Source organism: Streptomyces sp. NPDC001156, from assembly GCF_053598275.1.
In genome coordinates this window covers 96,737-111,914 of sequence record NZ_JBSFJX010000017.1, presented here as the reverse complement: position 1 = coordinate 111,914, position 15,178 = coordinate 96,737, and the positions used below count along the sequence as shown (strand labels likewise).

The following is a 15,178-nucleotide window of genomic DNA, read 5'->3' as shown; positions in this document are numbered from 1 at the left end:
GTACTGCAGGGGGGACCCTGTGGGAGAGTAGGACGCCGCCGAACAAATCTTCAGAAAGAGCCCCAACTCCGGGTAATAACCCGTGAGTTGGGGCTCTTTCGCGTTTGCGGCCAAGTCCCCGCGAGGCTAGGCCGTGGACGGCTGAGTCGAGTGATGGCGCTCGTCCGCGGCCCCTCAAAAAAATGAGCCGCCCCTCTCGCGGCCGGCCGTTACCGTTGCCGTATGCATCCCGTGATCCGGTCCATACGCCCCGAAGAGTGGCCCGCCGTGAAGGAGCTGCGTCTCGCCGCGCTCCAAGACCCGGTCGCCCACCTCGCCTTCCTGGAGACCTACGAGGCCGCCGTCGCCAAGCCGGACTCCTTCTGGCAGGAGCGGACGGTCAGCGGAGCCGAAGGGGCGGAGGATGTGCAGCAGATCGTCGCCGAGACCTCGGACGGAACGTGGGCCGGCACGGTGACCGTACTCATGGAAGAGGCCGGCACGACGGACTGGACAGGATTGCCGGTGGAACGGATGCAGGGGCATCTCGTCGGCGTGTTCGTACGCCCCGAGCACCGTGGAACCGGCCTCACGAAGGCGCTGTTCGACGCCGGTCTTGAGTGGGCTTGGACGCACGGTGCGGAGCGGGTACGGCTCATCGTGCATGAGGACAACGAGCGGGCCAGGGGCTTCTACCGCAAGATGGGGTTCGTGCCGAGCGGGGTCACCGTGCCGCTGTCGGAGGACTCCGGCGACTCGGAGCTCGAAATGGTGATGGAGCGGTCCTAGCGGGCCTGCGTCGGGAGTTCGTACTGCGGCCAGCGTGCGCGGGCCTGCTCGCGGGAGCGGAGCAGAACCAGCGTCGGCAATCCGCGGTCCGCTCCGGTGGAGAGGAGCTCCGGGAGCTGCGGGAGCGGAGCCACGGCCGCCACGTCGTCCAGGACGAGGGTGAGTGGTGGGTCGAGGCGACCGGAGGATGACCGTTCGGCCATGCGCCGGCCGCGCTCGACCACGCTGGAGGCGAGTGCCGTCAGCAAGGGCATGGCACCGGGGTTCTGGCGGGGATCCTCGATGGATTCACCCACCACGTAAAGCGTGCCCCCTTCGTTGGCGAAGGAATCCAAGGCGAGGGCGTCATTTCGGTTGGATGTGCATGCCTCGCGGATATTGACGGTGGAGAGGCAGGACAGGGCGCGTGCCGTTAGTTCCTGTGCCACGTCCCTGCGTTCGGGGTGCGAGGTGAGCGCGGCCTCCAGCTCGCCGGCGGCGCCGGACGACGCCTTCGGGTTGGTGCGCAGGGCCCGTACCGCCTCCTGGACCTGAGTTCCCTGGGCCCAGCGGTGGAGGTGCCGGATCGTGCGGCCCTCGACCGCCGCGGCGTGCAGATAGCTCCGCAGGAGCGTTTCCGCGACGTCGGCGACCGCCTGGTCGATACGGGCCGTCGGGCGGACCGGGGCGAGCAGCGCGGTTGCGCGGGCCGCCGCGACCGCCTTGTCCTCGCAGTCGGACGACGGGGACCAGTGGAGCCGGGCCGGGGTGTCGCACAGGTGGGAGGGATCGTAGAGGAGGACGGGTCCGAGCTTGGCGCGGGCGTCCTTGGTGTCGGCCCACAGGGCGGCAGCTGACGTGATGACGACCGCCGGCCCCTCGGCGTCGCGTACGGCCTGGGCGGCGACGGGGTGACGGGTGCCGGGATCGCCGAGGACGACGGAGACGGACGTCCAGGCGGCGGAGCGCGCTGGGGCGGAGCCGGTCGCCGGTCCAAGGCCGTTTCCGGGCTGTTCGAGGCCGGTTTCGGGCCGGCCGTGGCCGGGCCTGGTCTGCACAGTGCTCGCTGCGGCCTGCTGGGCGGCGGCCACCTGCTCCAAGGCGACCGCGAGAGGAACCTGCTGCGCCGGCTCCGGATCCGCCGCACCGTGCTCCGCCGCCGCTGAGCGTGGGGTGGGAACGGGGGTCGTTACGGGGCCGGCGGGCGCGGCGACGGCGTCCCAGGCAGGCGTACCAGCGGTGGGCGTGGCTTGGCCATGGGCCGGCGAGGTGGCGGCTCTGCGGCGCGCCCTCACCGCCTTCCACCGGGCCACTGTGCCGATCACGAACACGGTGACCACGAACAGCACCATCAGTTCGCCTATGAACAGGCCCCAGAACAGCCCGTACCCGGAGAGCTGGTCCCTCGGGGCGTCCGGCCACGCCCCCGTGATGTCGTGGGGCTCCGCGATCAGATGGCGCATCGCCACCGGCGTACGGGTGAATCCGACGCCATCCGGCCAGGCACCCCGCGAGAACCAGCCCGCGAGGCCCGTGGCCGTCCACACCATCAGCGTCACACCGAGCAGAAAGGCCAGTACGCCCACCAACAGGCCGTCGGGGACGCCTCCCTGGCCGTCGTGCTGCTCCCGCTGCTCCTTGCCTGGTCTCATAGGGATCCCATGTCTACGCCACCGTGGACTCGGACGAGCCGTCCAGGTCGTTCAGCCGCTGTTCCACGAACGCCGCCGCACGCTCCTCCGCCTCCAGCTCCGCGGCGCGCAGGGCGTCGTCGGCGGCGCGGTCGCTGGACGATTCCGTCATCGCGCGGTCGGTGAAGACGAGCGGCCGCTCCATCTCCGTGACCAGGTGTTTGACCACCTGCACATTGCCGTTGACGTCCCAGACCGCGATGCCCGGCGTCAGGGTCGGGATGATCTCCACGGCCCAGCGCGGCAGCCCCAGGACACGGCCTGTCGCCCGCGCCTCGTCGGCCTTCTGGGCGTAGATCGTCCTGGTCGACGCCATCTTCAGGATCGCGGCCGCCTCCTTCGCCGCCGCTCCGTCCACCACGTCGCTGAGGTGGTGGACGACCGCCACGAAGGACAGACCGAGCCGTCGGCCGAACTTCAGCAGCCGCTGGAACAGCTGAGCGACAAACGGGCTGTTGATGATGTGCCAGGCCTCCTCGACCAGGAAGATGCGCTTCTTCCGGTCGGGACGGATCCAGGTGTGCTCCAGCCAGACACCCACGATCGCCATCAGGATCGGCATCGCGATCGAGTTACGGTCGATGTGGGACAAATCGAACACGATCAGCGGTGCGTCCAGGTCGATACCGACCGTCGTCGGTCCGTCGAACATGCCCCGCAGGTCACCGTCGACCAGACGGTCCAGGACCAGGGCCACGTCAAGGCCCCAGGCGCGTACGTCGTCCAGGGCGACGTTCATCGCCTCGGCCGACTCCGGTTCCGGGTGCCGCAACTGCTCCACGATGTCCGTGAGCACGGGCTGCCGCTCGACGATGGTCTCGTTGACGTAGGCGTGCGCGACCTTCAGGGCGAAGCCGGACCGCTCGTCCAGGCCGTGCCCCATGGCGACCTCGATGATCGTGCGGAGCAGGGCGAGCTGGCCCGTCGTCGTGATGGCCGGGTCGAGCGGGTTGAGCCGGATGCCGTGGTCGAGTGCCGCCGTCGGATCGAGCCGGATGGGGGTTATGCCCAACTCCTCGGCGATGAGGTTCCACTCGCCGACCCCGTCCTCGCCCTGGGCGTCGAGGACCACGACCTGCCGGTCGCGAAAGCGCAGCTGGCGCAGGACGTAGGTCTTCTCCAGCGCCGACTTGCCGTTGCCGGACTCGCCGAGGACGAGCCAGTGCGGCGCCGGGAGCTGCTGGCCGTACAGCTGGAAGGGGTCGTAGATGTACCCCTTGCCGGAGTACACCTCGCGGCCGATGATCACGCCGGAGTCGCCGAGGCCGGGCGCGGCCGTCGGAAGGTAGACGGCCTGGGCCTGCCCTGTGGAGGTGCGGACGGGCAGCCGGGTCGTCTCCACCTTGCCGAACAGGAAGGACGTGAAGGCGTCGGTCAGGACGGACAGCGGATCCCGCATCAGGTCCTTACCTCCGAATGCCGGTGGCGAAGGGGAGCGTGTTGACGAAGGCGCGGTGGTGCTCGCGGTCGCACCACTCCAGTTTCAGGTACGACTTGCCGGCCGAGGCCCGGATGGTCCGTTTGTCGCGGGCGAGGGCCTCCGGAGAACGCGAGGAGACGGTGATGTAGCCGACCAGGTTGACGCCCGCGGCGCCGCTCGCCAGGTCCTCGCCGCGCTGGTCGAGGCGGGAGTGGGCGGCGATGTCCCGGGGGTCGACGGTGCGGTTCATCTTGGCGGCGCGGCTGGCCTCGGCCTCGTCGTTCGTCTTCTCGGTCAGCATGCGCTCGATGGCGACCTCGGTGGGTTCGAGGTCCATGGTGACGGCGACCGTGCGGATGACGTCCGGGGTGTGGACGAGCAGAGGCGCGAGGAAGTTCACGCCGACCGGGGTCATCGGCCACTCCTTGACCCATGCGGTGGCGTGACACCAGGGCGCGCGCGTCGACGACTCCCGGGTCTTCGCCTGGAGGTAGGTGGGCTCCATGGCGTCGAGCTCGGCGGGCCAGGCGTTGCGCCTCGTCATCGCCTGGATGTGGTCGATGGGGTGGTCGGGGTCGTACATGGAGTGGATGAGGGAGGCGAGCCGCCCCTGTCCCAGCGGCTGCCGTACCCGGATGTCGGCTTCTTGGAGCCGTGAGCAGATGTCGGTGAGCTCGCGTGCCATGACGACCGCGAGGCCGGCGTCCCGGTCGACCTTCTTGCCTCCCTGCGGCCGTGCGGCGCGTGCCATGGCCTGGGCCTCGGCGGCGAGTTCGCGGGTGTAGTGCATACAGGCGACGAGGTAGGCGCGGTGCTGCTCGCTGCTGGTCGACACCATGGACTGCAACTGGTCGTACGACTGCCGCAGCCAGGTCGGGGAGCGGTCGTCGCCGCGCTGGGTGACGTCCTTGGCGTGGGCGTCCGGGTCGGCGGGCAGGGTGCGGGCGAGCATCTGGAGCCGGGTGACGAAGCCGTCGCCGTTCGCGACATGCTTCAGAAGCGTGCCGAAGCGGTCGACGAGGGCCTCCTGGTCCTCGCTGTCGCGCAGGCCGACGCCGGGGCCCTCGATCTCGATGGCGGCGGTCACGGTCCGCCGGTCGGCGTGCAGCAGTACGGCGATCTCGTCGGGCCCGAAGGGGGCGGCGAGCCAGCTGATCCGGCCGATGCCCGGGGGCGGCCCGATCTCGACCTCGCGCCCGTCGAAACGGGTGCCGGCCTCCATCACGCCGCTCCGGTAGACCGTCCCCTGCCGCAGGGTCCGCTTGTAACTGCGGTTGATCTCGAACCATTTGTAGAACGTGCGGTGCTTGTACGGGATGTACACGGCGGCCAGCGCGAGCAGCGGGAAGCCCATCAACAGGACGATCCGCAGGGCGAGGAGGGGGACGAGGAGCCCGCACATCATGCCGACGAACGCGCCCCCGATGATCAGCAGGATCTCGCCGGACTCGCGGTTCCGGCCGATGATCGCGTTCGGCCGGGCGCGGCCGATCAGATATGTCCGGCGGGGCGTGATCGGATGGGACAGGTGGGACTCGGTCGTCAACGCCCTTCACCTCCCGTGCGGTTGATACTGCTGTTGCGGGTGCTGCTTGCGTGCGGAGTGTCCGCCGGACTGGTACGCGGCGGGGGCGCGGGGGTGGGGACGGATCCGCTGCCCGGGGTACGAGTGCTGTGCGCGGCCACACCGCCGCTGAGGGGGTTGGCGGGGCGGGGCGGTCTGGCACCTCCGCCACCGCCACCGCCATTGCTGTCGGCGCGGGTGCTGTGGGTCTTGATGCCCTGGGCGACGAGGGTCGCCGGAGAGCTGATGACGGCGGCGGCCTTGCTTTCGGCGCCCTGCATGATGCGGTTGTTGCGGGAGGCGACGATCTCGTCGCCGAAGCCGGGCACGAACCGGTAGATCATCGCGCTGGCGAAGATGGCGAGCAGGATGATGGCGAGCCCGGAGACGACGGCCGCGAGCGAGTCGGGTCCGTTGTCCGTGGCCAGGGCGCCGGCGAGGCCGAGCACGATGACGATGACCGGTTTGACCAGGATCACCGCGATCATGATGCCCGCCCAGCGGCGGACATGGCCCCAGAGGTTCTTGTCGACGAGGCCCGAGTAGACGACGACACCGAGGAGGGCGCCGACATACAGCAGGACGGCGCGCAGGAAGAGTTCCAGGTAGAGGACGCCGGCCGCGAGGATCGACACGAACGACACCAGGATCAGCATGATGGGGCCGCCGCCGATGTCCGTCCCCTTGCCCAGCGCGCCGGAGAACGCCCCGAAGAACGTACTGGTCTGATCGCCCGTGGTCTTGGCGAGGACGTCACTGACGCTGTCGGTCGCCGAGACGACGGTGTAGAGGACGAGGGGTGTGAAGGCCGAGGCCAGCACGGTGAGCCAGAGGAAGCCGACCGCTTCGGACAGGGCGGTGGTGAGCGGGACACCCCGCACCGCCCTCTTGGCGACGGCCAGCAGCCACAGCAGGAGGGTGAGGATGGTCGACGCCGCGAAGACGATTTCGTACTGGTGCAGAAACGCCTGGTTGGTGAAGTCGACGCTCGCGGTCTGCTTCACGGCCTCACTGAGCTTGTCGACGGTCCAGGAGGCGGCGTCGGCACAGCCCTTGGCGAGGGAGGAGAGGGGGTCGAGGGTGTCGGTGAGGGGGTTGGAGTCAAGTCCTTTTGAGGGGGAGGAGTCGCCTTTTTCGCAGTACTGCTTGGCGGGGCCCCGGATGAGGTCGCAGGGGTCGTTGCCCGTCGAGGGTTTTGGGGTGGGGGCGGCGAAGGCGCGGGTGGCCAGAAGCACCAAGGCCGTCTGCAAGGCTGTGGCTCCGGCGGCGACCTTGAGTACGCGGCGCTTAGCGGGCATAAGTGAACCCTCCGTACCCTTCGACAGCCTTGGTCATGTCATCAGCGGTGGAGGCCGTCTGGTCGCGTCCGACCGGAACGGGCCCGTCCTTCTGCGTGAAGTTGGTGACCTTCCAATCGCGGTCGATCCACTTCAACTGGTAGGTCGTCGTGTACCAGCTCTCGGAGACCGGGTTTGTGGACGTCTCGCCGGACAGTCCGAAGAGCGACGTGTACCAGAGTTCGACGGTCGCGGAGTCGGAGCTGTACTTGGTCACCTTGGTACCCACCGGGATGATGCGCGAGACAAACGTCTCGCCGGCCGGTGCCGTGCCGTCCTTGGTGAGGCCGATGTTGGCCAGGAACTTCTCGCTGGAGTAAGCCACATCGAGGTCCGCTTGGCGGGCGGCGGCTACCGCAGGGGCATACACGGCGTTGACGATGGCGTGCCGCTGGTTCGTGGTGAACATTCCTGTGGAGCCGAGCACGGTGCCATAGTTCGCCGCAGCCGACTGTGCCCCCTGCTCGTCGTGGGCGAAGCCCGATGGGATTCCGTCCGGCTTCGACTGGACCGGGCGGGTGCCGGATGCGGCCGTGGAGGCCTGGCCGGGCTTGTTGCTGGTGCCGCGCGAGGCCGAGTCCCCGCCGCGGTTCGCGAAGGCGATCGCCGCGATCAGGAGGACGACCACCCCGACGACCGTGACCAGGCTTCTGGATGACGACCGGCCGCGCCGTGCCCCTCCGTATACGTCACCGCCCCGATCGGGCAGGCGTGTTCGGGTCTGCCCGACACCGCCGTACTCCTCGTCGCCCCCGCCGGAGGCACCGTCACCGAGACTCACGCTGTGCACGCCCTCTCGACCTCATAGCCGGTTCGCACCTCGTGTCGGAATACGTAGAAGTACGACGGTAGCCGTGCTGGCTCCCGCGCGGGCGCGGTGTGGTGACTCGACATCAGGGAAACGCAACCTCAGCCGGTGGGCGCGACGGACGGATGGGTCGGAGGGTGGGAAGCGGGCGCATCCGGCGGGGGACTGACGGCGCGCCAGGGGCATGGCGGTCCGGGGCCGGGCCTAGACGGCCATGCCGTACACGATCGTGAAAAGCGTGCCGAGCGAGCCGATGATGAAGACTCCGGTCAGGCCCGCGATGATGAGGCCCTTGCCTTGTTCGGCGCTGAACGTGTCGCGCAGGGCCGTCGCGCCGATGCGCTGTTTGGCGGCGCCCCAGATCGCGATCGCCAGGCAGAGGAGGATGGCGACGGCCATCACCACCTCGACCATGACACGAGCCTCGTTGCCCAGGCTGCCGAACGGACCCCAGTCTGGGGCGATACCGCCGATGATCGTGTTGATGTCGCCTTTTGCGGCCGCGAGATGCATGTAAGTCACCGCCCCTAGCGGGTAGTTCCGTGCCCTCTGTCACCGTCGCAGAGGTCAGGGTCATTCTCGCCGACAATGGGCCTGTCGTATGTCGACTTGGCGTCATTGATTGGCGGGTTTCGTACGCGTCCCTTGCTTCCGGCCCACGTGGGACCGTCGCGGGAGCGTGGGACGCTGGTTCAAGGAGGGTTTGGTTACTCTGTGTATCATGGCTGGTCACGCCGGGCAACGAGGTCCCAAGCGGAACCTGTGATGTGGTCCGTCGTTGACTCTTCTTGTGCCGCGAGGATCCTGGGGTGGCCTGCGGCGTGACCCGGCTGCCCGGGCCGTTCCGTATGAGTGTCACCCATACGAGCGGAAGGCTATCCCTGAACCGCGAAACGGGCCGCGGCTGGGTGCCGCGGCCCGTTCATTGCGCGCCGGCGGACAGGATCCCCACGTGTCCCGGCTGCCGGCTTCCCCGCCCGGAGGTCAGCCCGTGAAGGCCGCGTCTCCCGGGCCCCCAGCCGGTCGGGCCGTCGTGGCCCGTCTGCGACGATGACTTGTTGAGTACGCGGCAACAAGAGCTTCGGGGATCCTGACTTCCGCCTTACCGAATCAGGGTTGCGCCTTGCGTGTCCATGGCTGCTCGATTGCGCCGCGCTGGGCGGCGCTTGACGGAATGCGCCGGCGGCTCAAGGGATTTGGGTCAAGAAGGCGATCGTGGCCCGTTCGCCGGGATGCCGTCCATGTGAGGTCCGCCAACTCCCCGATGGAACTGTCAGTTGGTGGGCGTGCTGCGCAAAGTGCTCCCTCTGCATCGCGTTGCCGGATATATGTGTGCGAAGAGCGCGAGGGCAGCGCGATTATTTCAGTCCTGGCTTATATAAGTAGGTGCTGATACGTTGCCGTCATGCACGCATTCGATGTGCTCGGAGACCCCGTCCGTCGCAGGATCCTCGAACTGCTGGCGGACGGAGAGATGGCGTCCGGGGCGGTCTGCGAGGTCATCTCGGCGGAGTTCGGGATATCGCAGCCCGGTGTCTCCCAGCATCTGAAGGTGCTGCGCGAGAACGGCTTCGCCACGGTGCGGCCGGAGGGGACGCGACGGTTGTACGCGGTCAACTCGGAGCCGCTGCGGGACGTCGATGAGTGGATCGGTCGTTTCCGGCGGTTCTGGGCCCCACGGCTGGACGCGCTGGAGACGGAACTGGCACGAGGGAAGCGGGAGCGCCGTCTGGCGCACCGGGAAGGAGAGGGCGATGGCTGACGGCATCGACGTCACGCATGAGGTCAATGCGGTGGGACGGCAGGTGGGCAGGCGGGAGTTCAAGGCCGGCGAGGCACGGGTGGTGACGGTTTCGCGGACCTACGACTCGTCGCTGGAGGATGTCTGGGACGCGTGCACGAACGCCGAGCGCATTCCGCGCTGGTTCCTTCCGGTCTCAGGAGACCTTCGGGTCGGCGGCCATTTCCAGCTCCAGGGCAACGCGAGCGGCACCATCGAGCGGTGCGATCCGCCCCGGAGTTTCCTCGCGACCTGGGAGTACGGGGGTGAGGTGAGCTGGATCGAACTGCGGTTGACGTCGCTGGAGGAGGGCGGGACGCAATTCGTACTCGAGCACATCGCACATGTGGACGACGAGCGGTGGGCGGAGTTCGGCCCGGGCGCGGTGGGCGTGGGCTGGGACCTGGGTCTTATGGGCCTGTCCCGTCATCTGGCCTCCGGGGCCTCCGTGGACCCTGCCGAGAGCATGGCGTGGCTGACATCGGACGAAGGCCGCCGCTTCGTGACCGCGATCAGCGAGGCGTGGGGCGAGGCGAACGTGGCGGCGGGCGAGCCGGAGGAGTCGGCGAGGGCGGCTGCGGACCGGACGACCGCGGCGTACACGGGCAGCTAGTACTCCTCCCCTCCGCTCTCCGCTCCAGGAGGCGCCCCGTGGGGACGCCCGCATGGACGTCCCTCTGGGCGCGATGACAGGTCGTGGAGTCGTACGTGTGTGCGTCGACTCACGGGGGTACGGCTGCCTGCAAAGCGGAAATGCGTCCGATGGGAGGAGGTCGCTGTGGCTCGGACGACCCGGCTGACCTGCGGCAACGGAACCTCACAGAGAAAATTCAGAATGCTCACAGGATTTTTCTCACCTTGCCGGGTCACAGTATGACCGTGATGAACCGCATCACACGCCCCCCTGGCAACCGCCGGCACGCGTTCCTCGGCGCTGTCGTGCTGCTGGCCGTCGCGACATCGTCCGTGTCGGCCGCCGACGGCGGTCCCGGGCCCCTGGGCGTGACCACGGAGGCGGCGCCCAGCAGGGCCACCGCCAAGGTCGGCGCGCTGTTCAGCACGAGTGGGGCGCTGGCGGGCGACCACTTCTGTACGGCTTCCGTGGTGCACAGCGAAGAGCACGATCTGATCGTCACCGCCGCACACTGCCTGAGCAGCAGCACGATGTGGTTCGCGCCAGGCTACCGGGACGGCAAGGCGCCGTACGGGGTGTGGCAGGTGGACAGGACCTACGTCGACGACGCCTGGAGCGGTGACGAGGACGAGGACAGCGACATCGCCTTCGCGACGCTGAGGCCGATCGACGGCGTCGACGTCGAGGATCTCGTGGGGGCCAACAGGTTCGTCACGGGACGGGAGACGGGTGCCACCGCCGTCACCGTCACCGGATACCCCGACTCCCAGGACACCCCGATCGCCTGCACCAACGAGCCGACCGTCCACAGCAGTACGCAACAGCGCATCGACTGCCCCGAGTTCACCAGCGGCACGAGCGGCAGCCCCTGGGTGAACGGCGACGGCGAGGTCGTGGGAGTCCTCGGGGGCCACGAGCAGGGCGGCTCCACCGCGGACGTCTCCTACAGCGTGGTGCTGGGGGACGAGGCCGCGGATCTCTACGCGACCGCCTCGGGCGACTAGCGGCGCGGCGGAGGCGCGACGACCGGGGGCGGGCGCCTCACGATCCGCCTCGTACGCACGGCCGGTCCTAGCCGTGTCAGCGCGCGTCCCACGCACAGCGGTCCGCGTCGTACGCACGACGGTTGGGGCCCCTATCCGCTGCGGCCCGCGTCCCACGCCCATCGATACGCGTCGCACACAAGGCCGTTGACGTCCTACCTGCGGCACTGCACACCACATTGGCCGATCCTGTACGTCCAAGTGGCCGGACCAGGACTTTTCGGGTCCGGCGCCCTCTGACGCCCCTACACTGACCCTCGGCGGACTCCGGTGCGGCGAGGGGCGGTTGACGGTGCGTAGGGCCTGGATCTGGGCGACCGTTGCCGTCGGTGCCGCGCTCAGTCTCGTCATGCTGCTCGTCATCGGGGTCTACACGATCGCGGGGAACCTGGCCAACGGCATCGGCGCGGGGTCGGTCGGGCTCGCCAAGAACGCCGTGCCGGCCGCGTATGCGTCCCTCGTGCAGAGGTGGGGCAACCTGTGCAGTGCGATCAACCCGGCGCTGCTCGCCGCCCAGCTCTATCAGGAGAGCGGCTTCAACCCGAACGCCAAGAGCCCCGCGAAAGCAGAGGGGATAGCGCAGTTCATCCCGGGTACCTGGGCCATCCACGGCATTGACGGCAACGGCGACGGCGTGGCCGACGTCTGGGACCCGCGCGACGCGATCCCGTCGGCCGCCTCGTACGACTGCAAGCTCGCCTCCTATGTGAAGGACGCGCCCGGGAACCCGACCGAGAACATGCTCGCCGCCTACAACGCGGGGGCGTACGCGGTCATCAAGTACGGGGGCGTGCCGCCGTATCGGGAGACCCAGAACTATGTGAAGACCATCACGACGCTGGCGAAGAGCTTCGCCGCGCCCGTCCGGCGGCTCGACCCGTCGAGGCAGGCGGCGGGCGCCATCTACTACGCCCAGAAGAAGCTCGGCACCCCCTATCTGTGGGGTGGCAACGGCACCGCAGACCAGGGCGGACGCTTCGACTGCTCGGGGCTGACCAAGGCCGCTTACGCGAGCGTGGGCATCGATCTGCCGCGTGTCGCCAACGACCAGTACAACGCCGGACCGCACCCGAAACGGGACGAACTGCTCCCGGGCGACCTGGTGTTCTTCTCGCACGATCCGACCGATTCCCGTGCCATCCACCACGTCGGGATCTACGTGGGCGGGGGCTACATGATCGATGCGCCCAGGACAGGTGCTGTGATCCGCTTCGACCCCATCGACACCTCGGACTACTTCGGGGCGACGCGTGTCACCGAAGATGGCGCGAAAGCGCTGCCCACGACGGTGTGAACCGGGGCGTGAACGGCGCGCAAAAGGGCGCGCGCTGGCCGGAACCCTTCGTTATGCGCACCCCCTGAGCTGGGAAGACGTGTCTCTCTTCGATAACGTCTGCGTGATCATTCGGTGGAATGCGGAACGTGGCGAAGAGGATTGTGCGTTCCTTCTGACGTAGAGCGTCGACGTACGGCAGCCGGCTCGGCGTGGAGCGGATCTACGACCACGGGGGTGGTGGACGAGCGGCGCGCACGGGCGCGTCCGCGGACGCGACAGAGGACGAAGGGGCCGCGCACGATGGCTGCACTCGCCGAATCGGGGTCGAACCCCGACGTCGATCTGCTCTACGACATCAATGGGCTGGCCAAGGACTCGCCGCACTGGTTCGCCCGCGTCATGGAGTTCGTCGGCGAGTACGGCCTGCTGCTCGGCATGGTCCTGCTGGTTCTCTGGTGCTGGTGGAGCCTGCGCCGGCGGGGCGGCGCGGACGCGGTCGGGGCCATGGCCGCGCTCGTCTGGGCCCCGCTGGCCGCCGCGCTCGCCGTGCTGGTGAACGTGCCGATCCGGGGCTTCGTGGAACGTCCCCGGCCGTTGGTCGACCACCAGGGACTCGACGTCCTCGTCTCCGGCACGACCGGCTACTCCTTCGTCAGCGACCATGCCGCCCTCACGATGGCCCTGGCGGTCGGACTCTTCGTCGCCCACCGGAAGTTCGGCTTCATCGGCCTCGGCCTGGCGCTCCTGGAAGGTTTCTGCAGGGTCTACCTGGGTGTGCAGTACCCGACGGACGTCATCGGAGGCTTCGCTCTCGGCACCGCCGTGGCCCTGCTGCTCTCACCGCTTGCCACGGCCCTGCTCACCCCGCTCGTCAGGGCGGTCGAGGGCTCGCCGCGCGCTGGACGACTGGTCCGCCCCCGCGGGACACGGCCCGCGGAAACCGTGATCCCCGGCGCCCGTGCCGACCAGGCGGCGGAGGAACGGGACCTGGCCGCGTAGCCGTCGGCCCGATCGTCGTGCGGCCGCAGGGCCGGTGCGTGTGCGCCGCCCCCGGCGTGCGGGCGCCGCTACAGCGACTGCGGGAAGGTGAAGAAGCCATTCGGGTCGTACTGGTGCTTGAGCTGTGCCAGTCGGGCGGCCGCGTCCCCGTAGTAGGCCTTCCGCCAGTTCGTCAGGGTCGGGTCCGTGTAGTTCTGGTAGGCGGCCCCGGACGCGTAGGGACCCATGGACGTGTGCGCTGACGTCAGCCAGGACTGCGCCGTGGAACCGGCGGTGCCCGCGGGCCAACTCGCGATGTACTGCGCCAGCATGCGCGAGCGGCGGTGCACGAAGGCCGTGGCCGTCGGCGAGACGCGGTTGACCGCACCGCCGAGCGCGGTGAACGCGATGCTGCCCGCGCCGCCCCGCGCCTGCGCGACCTGGTTGAGGAGCGTCTGGATGCCGGCGGCCGGGATCGAGCGGTCGAAGAAGTCCGAGCGGGCGGCGTAGGTCTCGCGGCCGAGCGCGCCCTGCGCGGAGCGGCCAGGTGTCGAGCCCGGCAGATGGCACTGGGCGGCGGTCGGGAAGGACGAGCAGCCTGCGTACGCCTCCATCGCGCCCTCGTAGGAATGCCGCTTGAGTGAGACGCTGCGGGCCGGGGAGCCCACCTGCGCGGCCAGGCGGTCGACCGCGTTCTGGAGTTCGCCGTAGGTGCCGATCGAGAACGCGGCGACGGAGACGGTCGGTGTTCCGCCGTTCTCGAGGTGGCAGGACGACCAGATCTCGTCGGGCTGGTTCGGGCCCCACTCCTGCCAGGCCTTGAGGACGGCGGCCGCCTTGGACCAGGGCCAGGTCATATAGGCCGATACGGCCTGAGGTGCCGGATGTGTCCTGAACCGCAGTTCGGTGACGACGCCGAAGTTGCCGTTGCCCGCGCCGCGCAGGGCCCAGAACAGGTCCTTGTTCTCGGTGGCGTTCGCGACGAGCTGCTTGCCGTCCGCGGTGATCAGAGTCGCCTGGGTGAGGCTGTCGCAGGTCAGCCCGTAGGCCCGGGAGACCACGCCGTGGCCGCCGCCGAGGGTGAGACCTGAGACGCCGACGGTGGGGCACGATCCGGCGGGGATGGTCACGCCCTTCGCGGTCAGCGCGCGGTAGACATCGATGAGTTTGGAACCGGCGCCGACGACCGCCTCGCCGGCGCTCGCCCGTATCGTGTTCAGCTTGCCCACGTCGATGATCAGACGGTTGTCCCCGGAGGACCAACCGGCGTAGGAGTGGCCGCCATTGCGTATCGCGACCTTGACGCCCTGGGCGTGGGCGTACGACAGCACGGTGCGGATGTCGTCGGCGTGCGCCACGTAGGCGACCGCCGCGGGCTTCAGGGAGTCGAAGCGGGTGTTGTAGAGCTGCTGGGCCGTGGCCCAGGCGCGGTCGCCGGGGCGGACCAGGAGGCCGTCCAGGTCCTTGGCCAGGGCGTTCCAGTCGGCGGCGGCGTGCGTGCCGGTCGTGGTCGTGGCCGGGGCCGTCATCGCGGTCGGCGTGGTCGCACGCACGGTCGTGCCGGTGGCGGACGATGTGCCGCCGGTGCCGCCGCTGTTGCACGCGGCGGTGACCGCCACCGCGACCGTGGCGGTGGCACCGCCGATGAACGTACGCCGTTGCATTACGCCTCCCATGAGTTCCGTGGACTGAGATGAGGCCTCGCGGCGGAAAAGTTCGCGCGGAAATGCCACGGAATGGTTACGACGTCCGTGCCGGGTGCGACCGAAATGCCCGGAGGGGGGCTCAGCATGCCTGCCCCTCGGGTGGGTTGCGCAGCCGGGGGTTGCGGAAGCGGCTCCGGGTCTAGGCCCTGGCGTGCTTCTCTGCGTCCGTTCTGGCCAGGCTGCGGGCTCTGCGC

General features: G+C 69.1%; 13 protein-coding genes. 6 read left to right on the top strand and 7 right to left on the bottom strand.

Annotated features, from left to right (window positions below):
- Positions 1–222: 222 nt before the first annotated feature.
- Positions 223–768: a GNAT family N-acetyltransferase gene (locus tag ACWDA7_RS12230; RefSeq protein WP_450604030.1), complete on the top strand. Its 546-nt coding sequence runs from the start codon at positions 223–225 to the stop codon at positions 766–768.
- On the opposite strand, the gene ACWDA7_RS12225 is transcribed toward ACWDA7_RS12230, so the two are convergent.
- From ACWDA7_RS12225 to ACWDA7_RS12200, 6 genes are all read right to left on the bottom strand, one after another.
- Complete coding sequence (locus tag ACWDA7_RS12225) at positions 765–2,399, bottom strand: TraM recognition domain-containing protein (RefSeq protein WP_450604028.1); 1,635 nt, start codon at positions 2,397–2,399, stop codon at positions 765–767. The two genes, ACWDA7_RS12230 and ACWDA7_RS12225, sit on opposite strands and share 4 nt — an antisense overlap.
- A 13-nt stretch (positions 2,400–2,412) precedes the next feature.
- On the bottom strand, positions 2,413–3,837 hold the full coding sequence (locus ACWDA7_RS12220; RefSeq protein ID WP_432929653.1) for an ATP-binding protein: 1,425 nt from the start codon (positions 3,835–3,837) through the stop codon (positions 2,413–2,415).
- A gap of 7 nt (positions 3,838–3,844) precedes the next feature.
- The gene (locus ACWDA7_RS12215) at positions 3,845–5,404 is read right to left on the bottom strand and encodes an SCO6880 family protein (protein ID WP_432929650.1); all 1,560 of its coding nucleotides are present in this window, start codon (positions 5,402–5,404) and stop codon (positions 3,845–3,847) included.
- The gene (locus tag ACWDA7_RS12210) at positions 5,401–6,720 is read right to left on the bottom strand and encodes a hypothetical protein (protein ID WP_450604027.1); all 1,320 of its coding nucleotides are present in this window, start codon (positions 6,718–6,720) and stop codon (positions 5,401–5,403) included. The genes ACWDA7_RS12215 and ACWDA7_RS12210 overlap by 4 nt, the downstream gene beginning before the upstream one ends.
- A complete protein-coding gene (locus tag ACWDA7_RS12205) occupies positions 6,710–7,540 on the bottom strand; it encodes a hypothetical protein (RefSeq protein WP_450604034.1) in 831 nt (276 codons plus the stop codon). The genes ACWDA7_RS12210 and ACWDA7_RS12205 overlap by 11 nt, the downstream gene beginning before the upstream one ends.
- A 231-nt stretch (positions 7,541–7,771) precedes the next feature.
- Positions 7,772–8,080, bottom strand: coding sequence for a hypothetical protein (locus tag ACWDA7_RS12200; protein WP_043441655.1), 309 nt, complete (start codon positions 8,078–8,080; stop codon positions 7,772–7,774).
- A gap of 892 nt (positions 8,081–8,972) precedes the next feature.
- Between ACWDA7_RS12200 and ACWDA7_RS12195 the strand changes: the two genes are divergently transcribed.
- From ACWDA7_RS12195 to ACWDA7_RS12175, 5 genes are all read left to right on the top strand, one after another.
- Complete coding sequence (locus ACWDA7_RS12195) at positions 8,973–9,329, top strand: ArsR/SmtB family transcription factor (RefSeq protein WP_450604026.1); 357 nt, start codon at positions 8,973–8,975, stop codon at positions 9,327–9,329.
- Positions 9,322–9,960 (top strand): SRPBCC family protein, encoded by a 639-nt coding sequence (locus ACWDA7_RS12190; protein ID WP_450604025.1) that lies wholly within the window; start codon positions 9,322–9,324, stop codon positions 9,958–9,960. Before ACWDA7_RS12195 ends, ACWDA7_RS12190 begins: the two co-directional genes overlap by 8 nt.
- 269 nt (positions 9,961–10,229) lie before the next feature.
- The gene (locus ACWDA7_RS12185; RefSeq protein WP_450604024.1) at positions 10,230–10,985 is read left to right on the top strand and encodes a trypsin-like serine peptidase; all 756 of its coding nucleotides are present in this window, start codon (positions 10,230–10,232) and stop codon (positions 10,983–10,985) included.
- A gap of 325 nt (positions 10,986–11,310) precedes the next feature.
- Positions 11,311–12,318, top strand: coding sequence for a C40 family peptidase (locus tag ACWDA7_RS12180; RefSeq protein WP_450604023.1), 1,008 nt, complete (start codon positions 11,311–11,313; stop codon positions 12,316–12,318).
- Positions 12,319–12,600: 282 nt separating this feature from the next.
- Positions 12,601–13,299 (top strand): phosphatase PAP2 family protein, encoded by a 699-nt coding sequence (locus ACWDA7_RS12175; RefSeq protein WP_450604022.1) that lies wholly within the window; start codon positions 12,601–12,603, stop codon positions 13,297–13,299.
- A gap of 68 nt (positions 13,300–13,367) precedes the next feature.
- On the opposite strand, the gene ACWDA7_RS12170 is transcribed toward ACWDA7_RS12175, so the two are convergent.
- Positions 13,368–14,942, bottom strand: a complete 1,575-nt coding sequence (locus ACWDA7_RS12170; RefSeq protein WP_450604021.1) for an FAD-binding oxidoreductase — start codon at positions 14,940–14,942, stop codon at positions 13,368–13,370.
- Positions 14,943–15,178 lie beyond the last annotated feature (236 nt).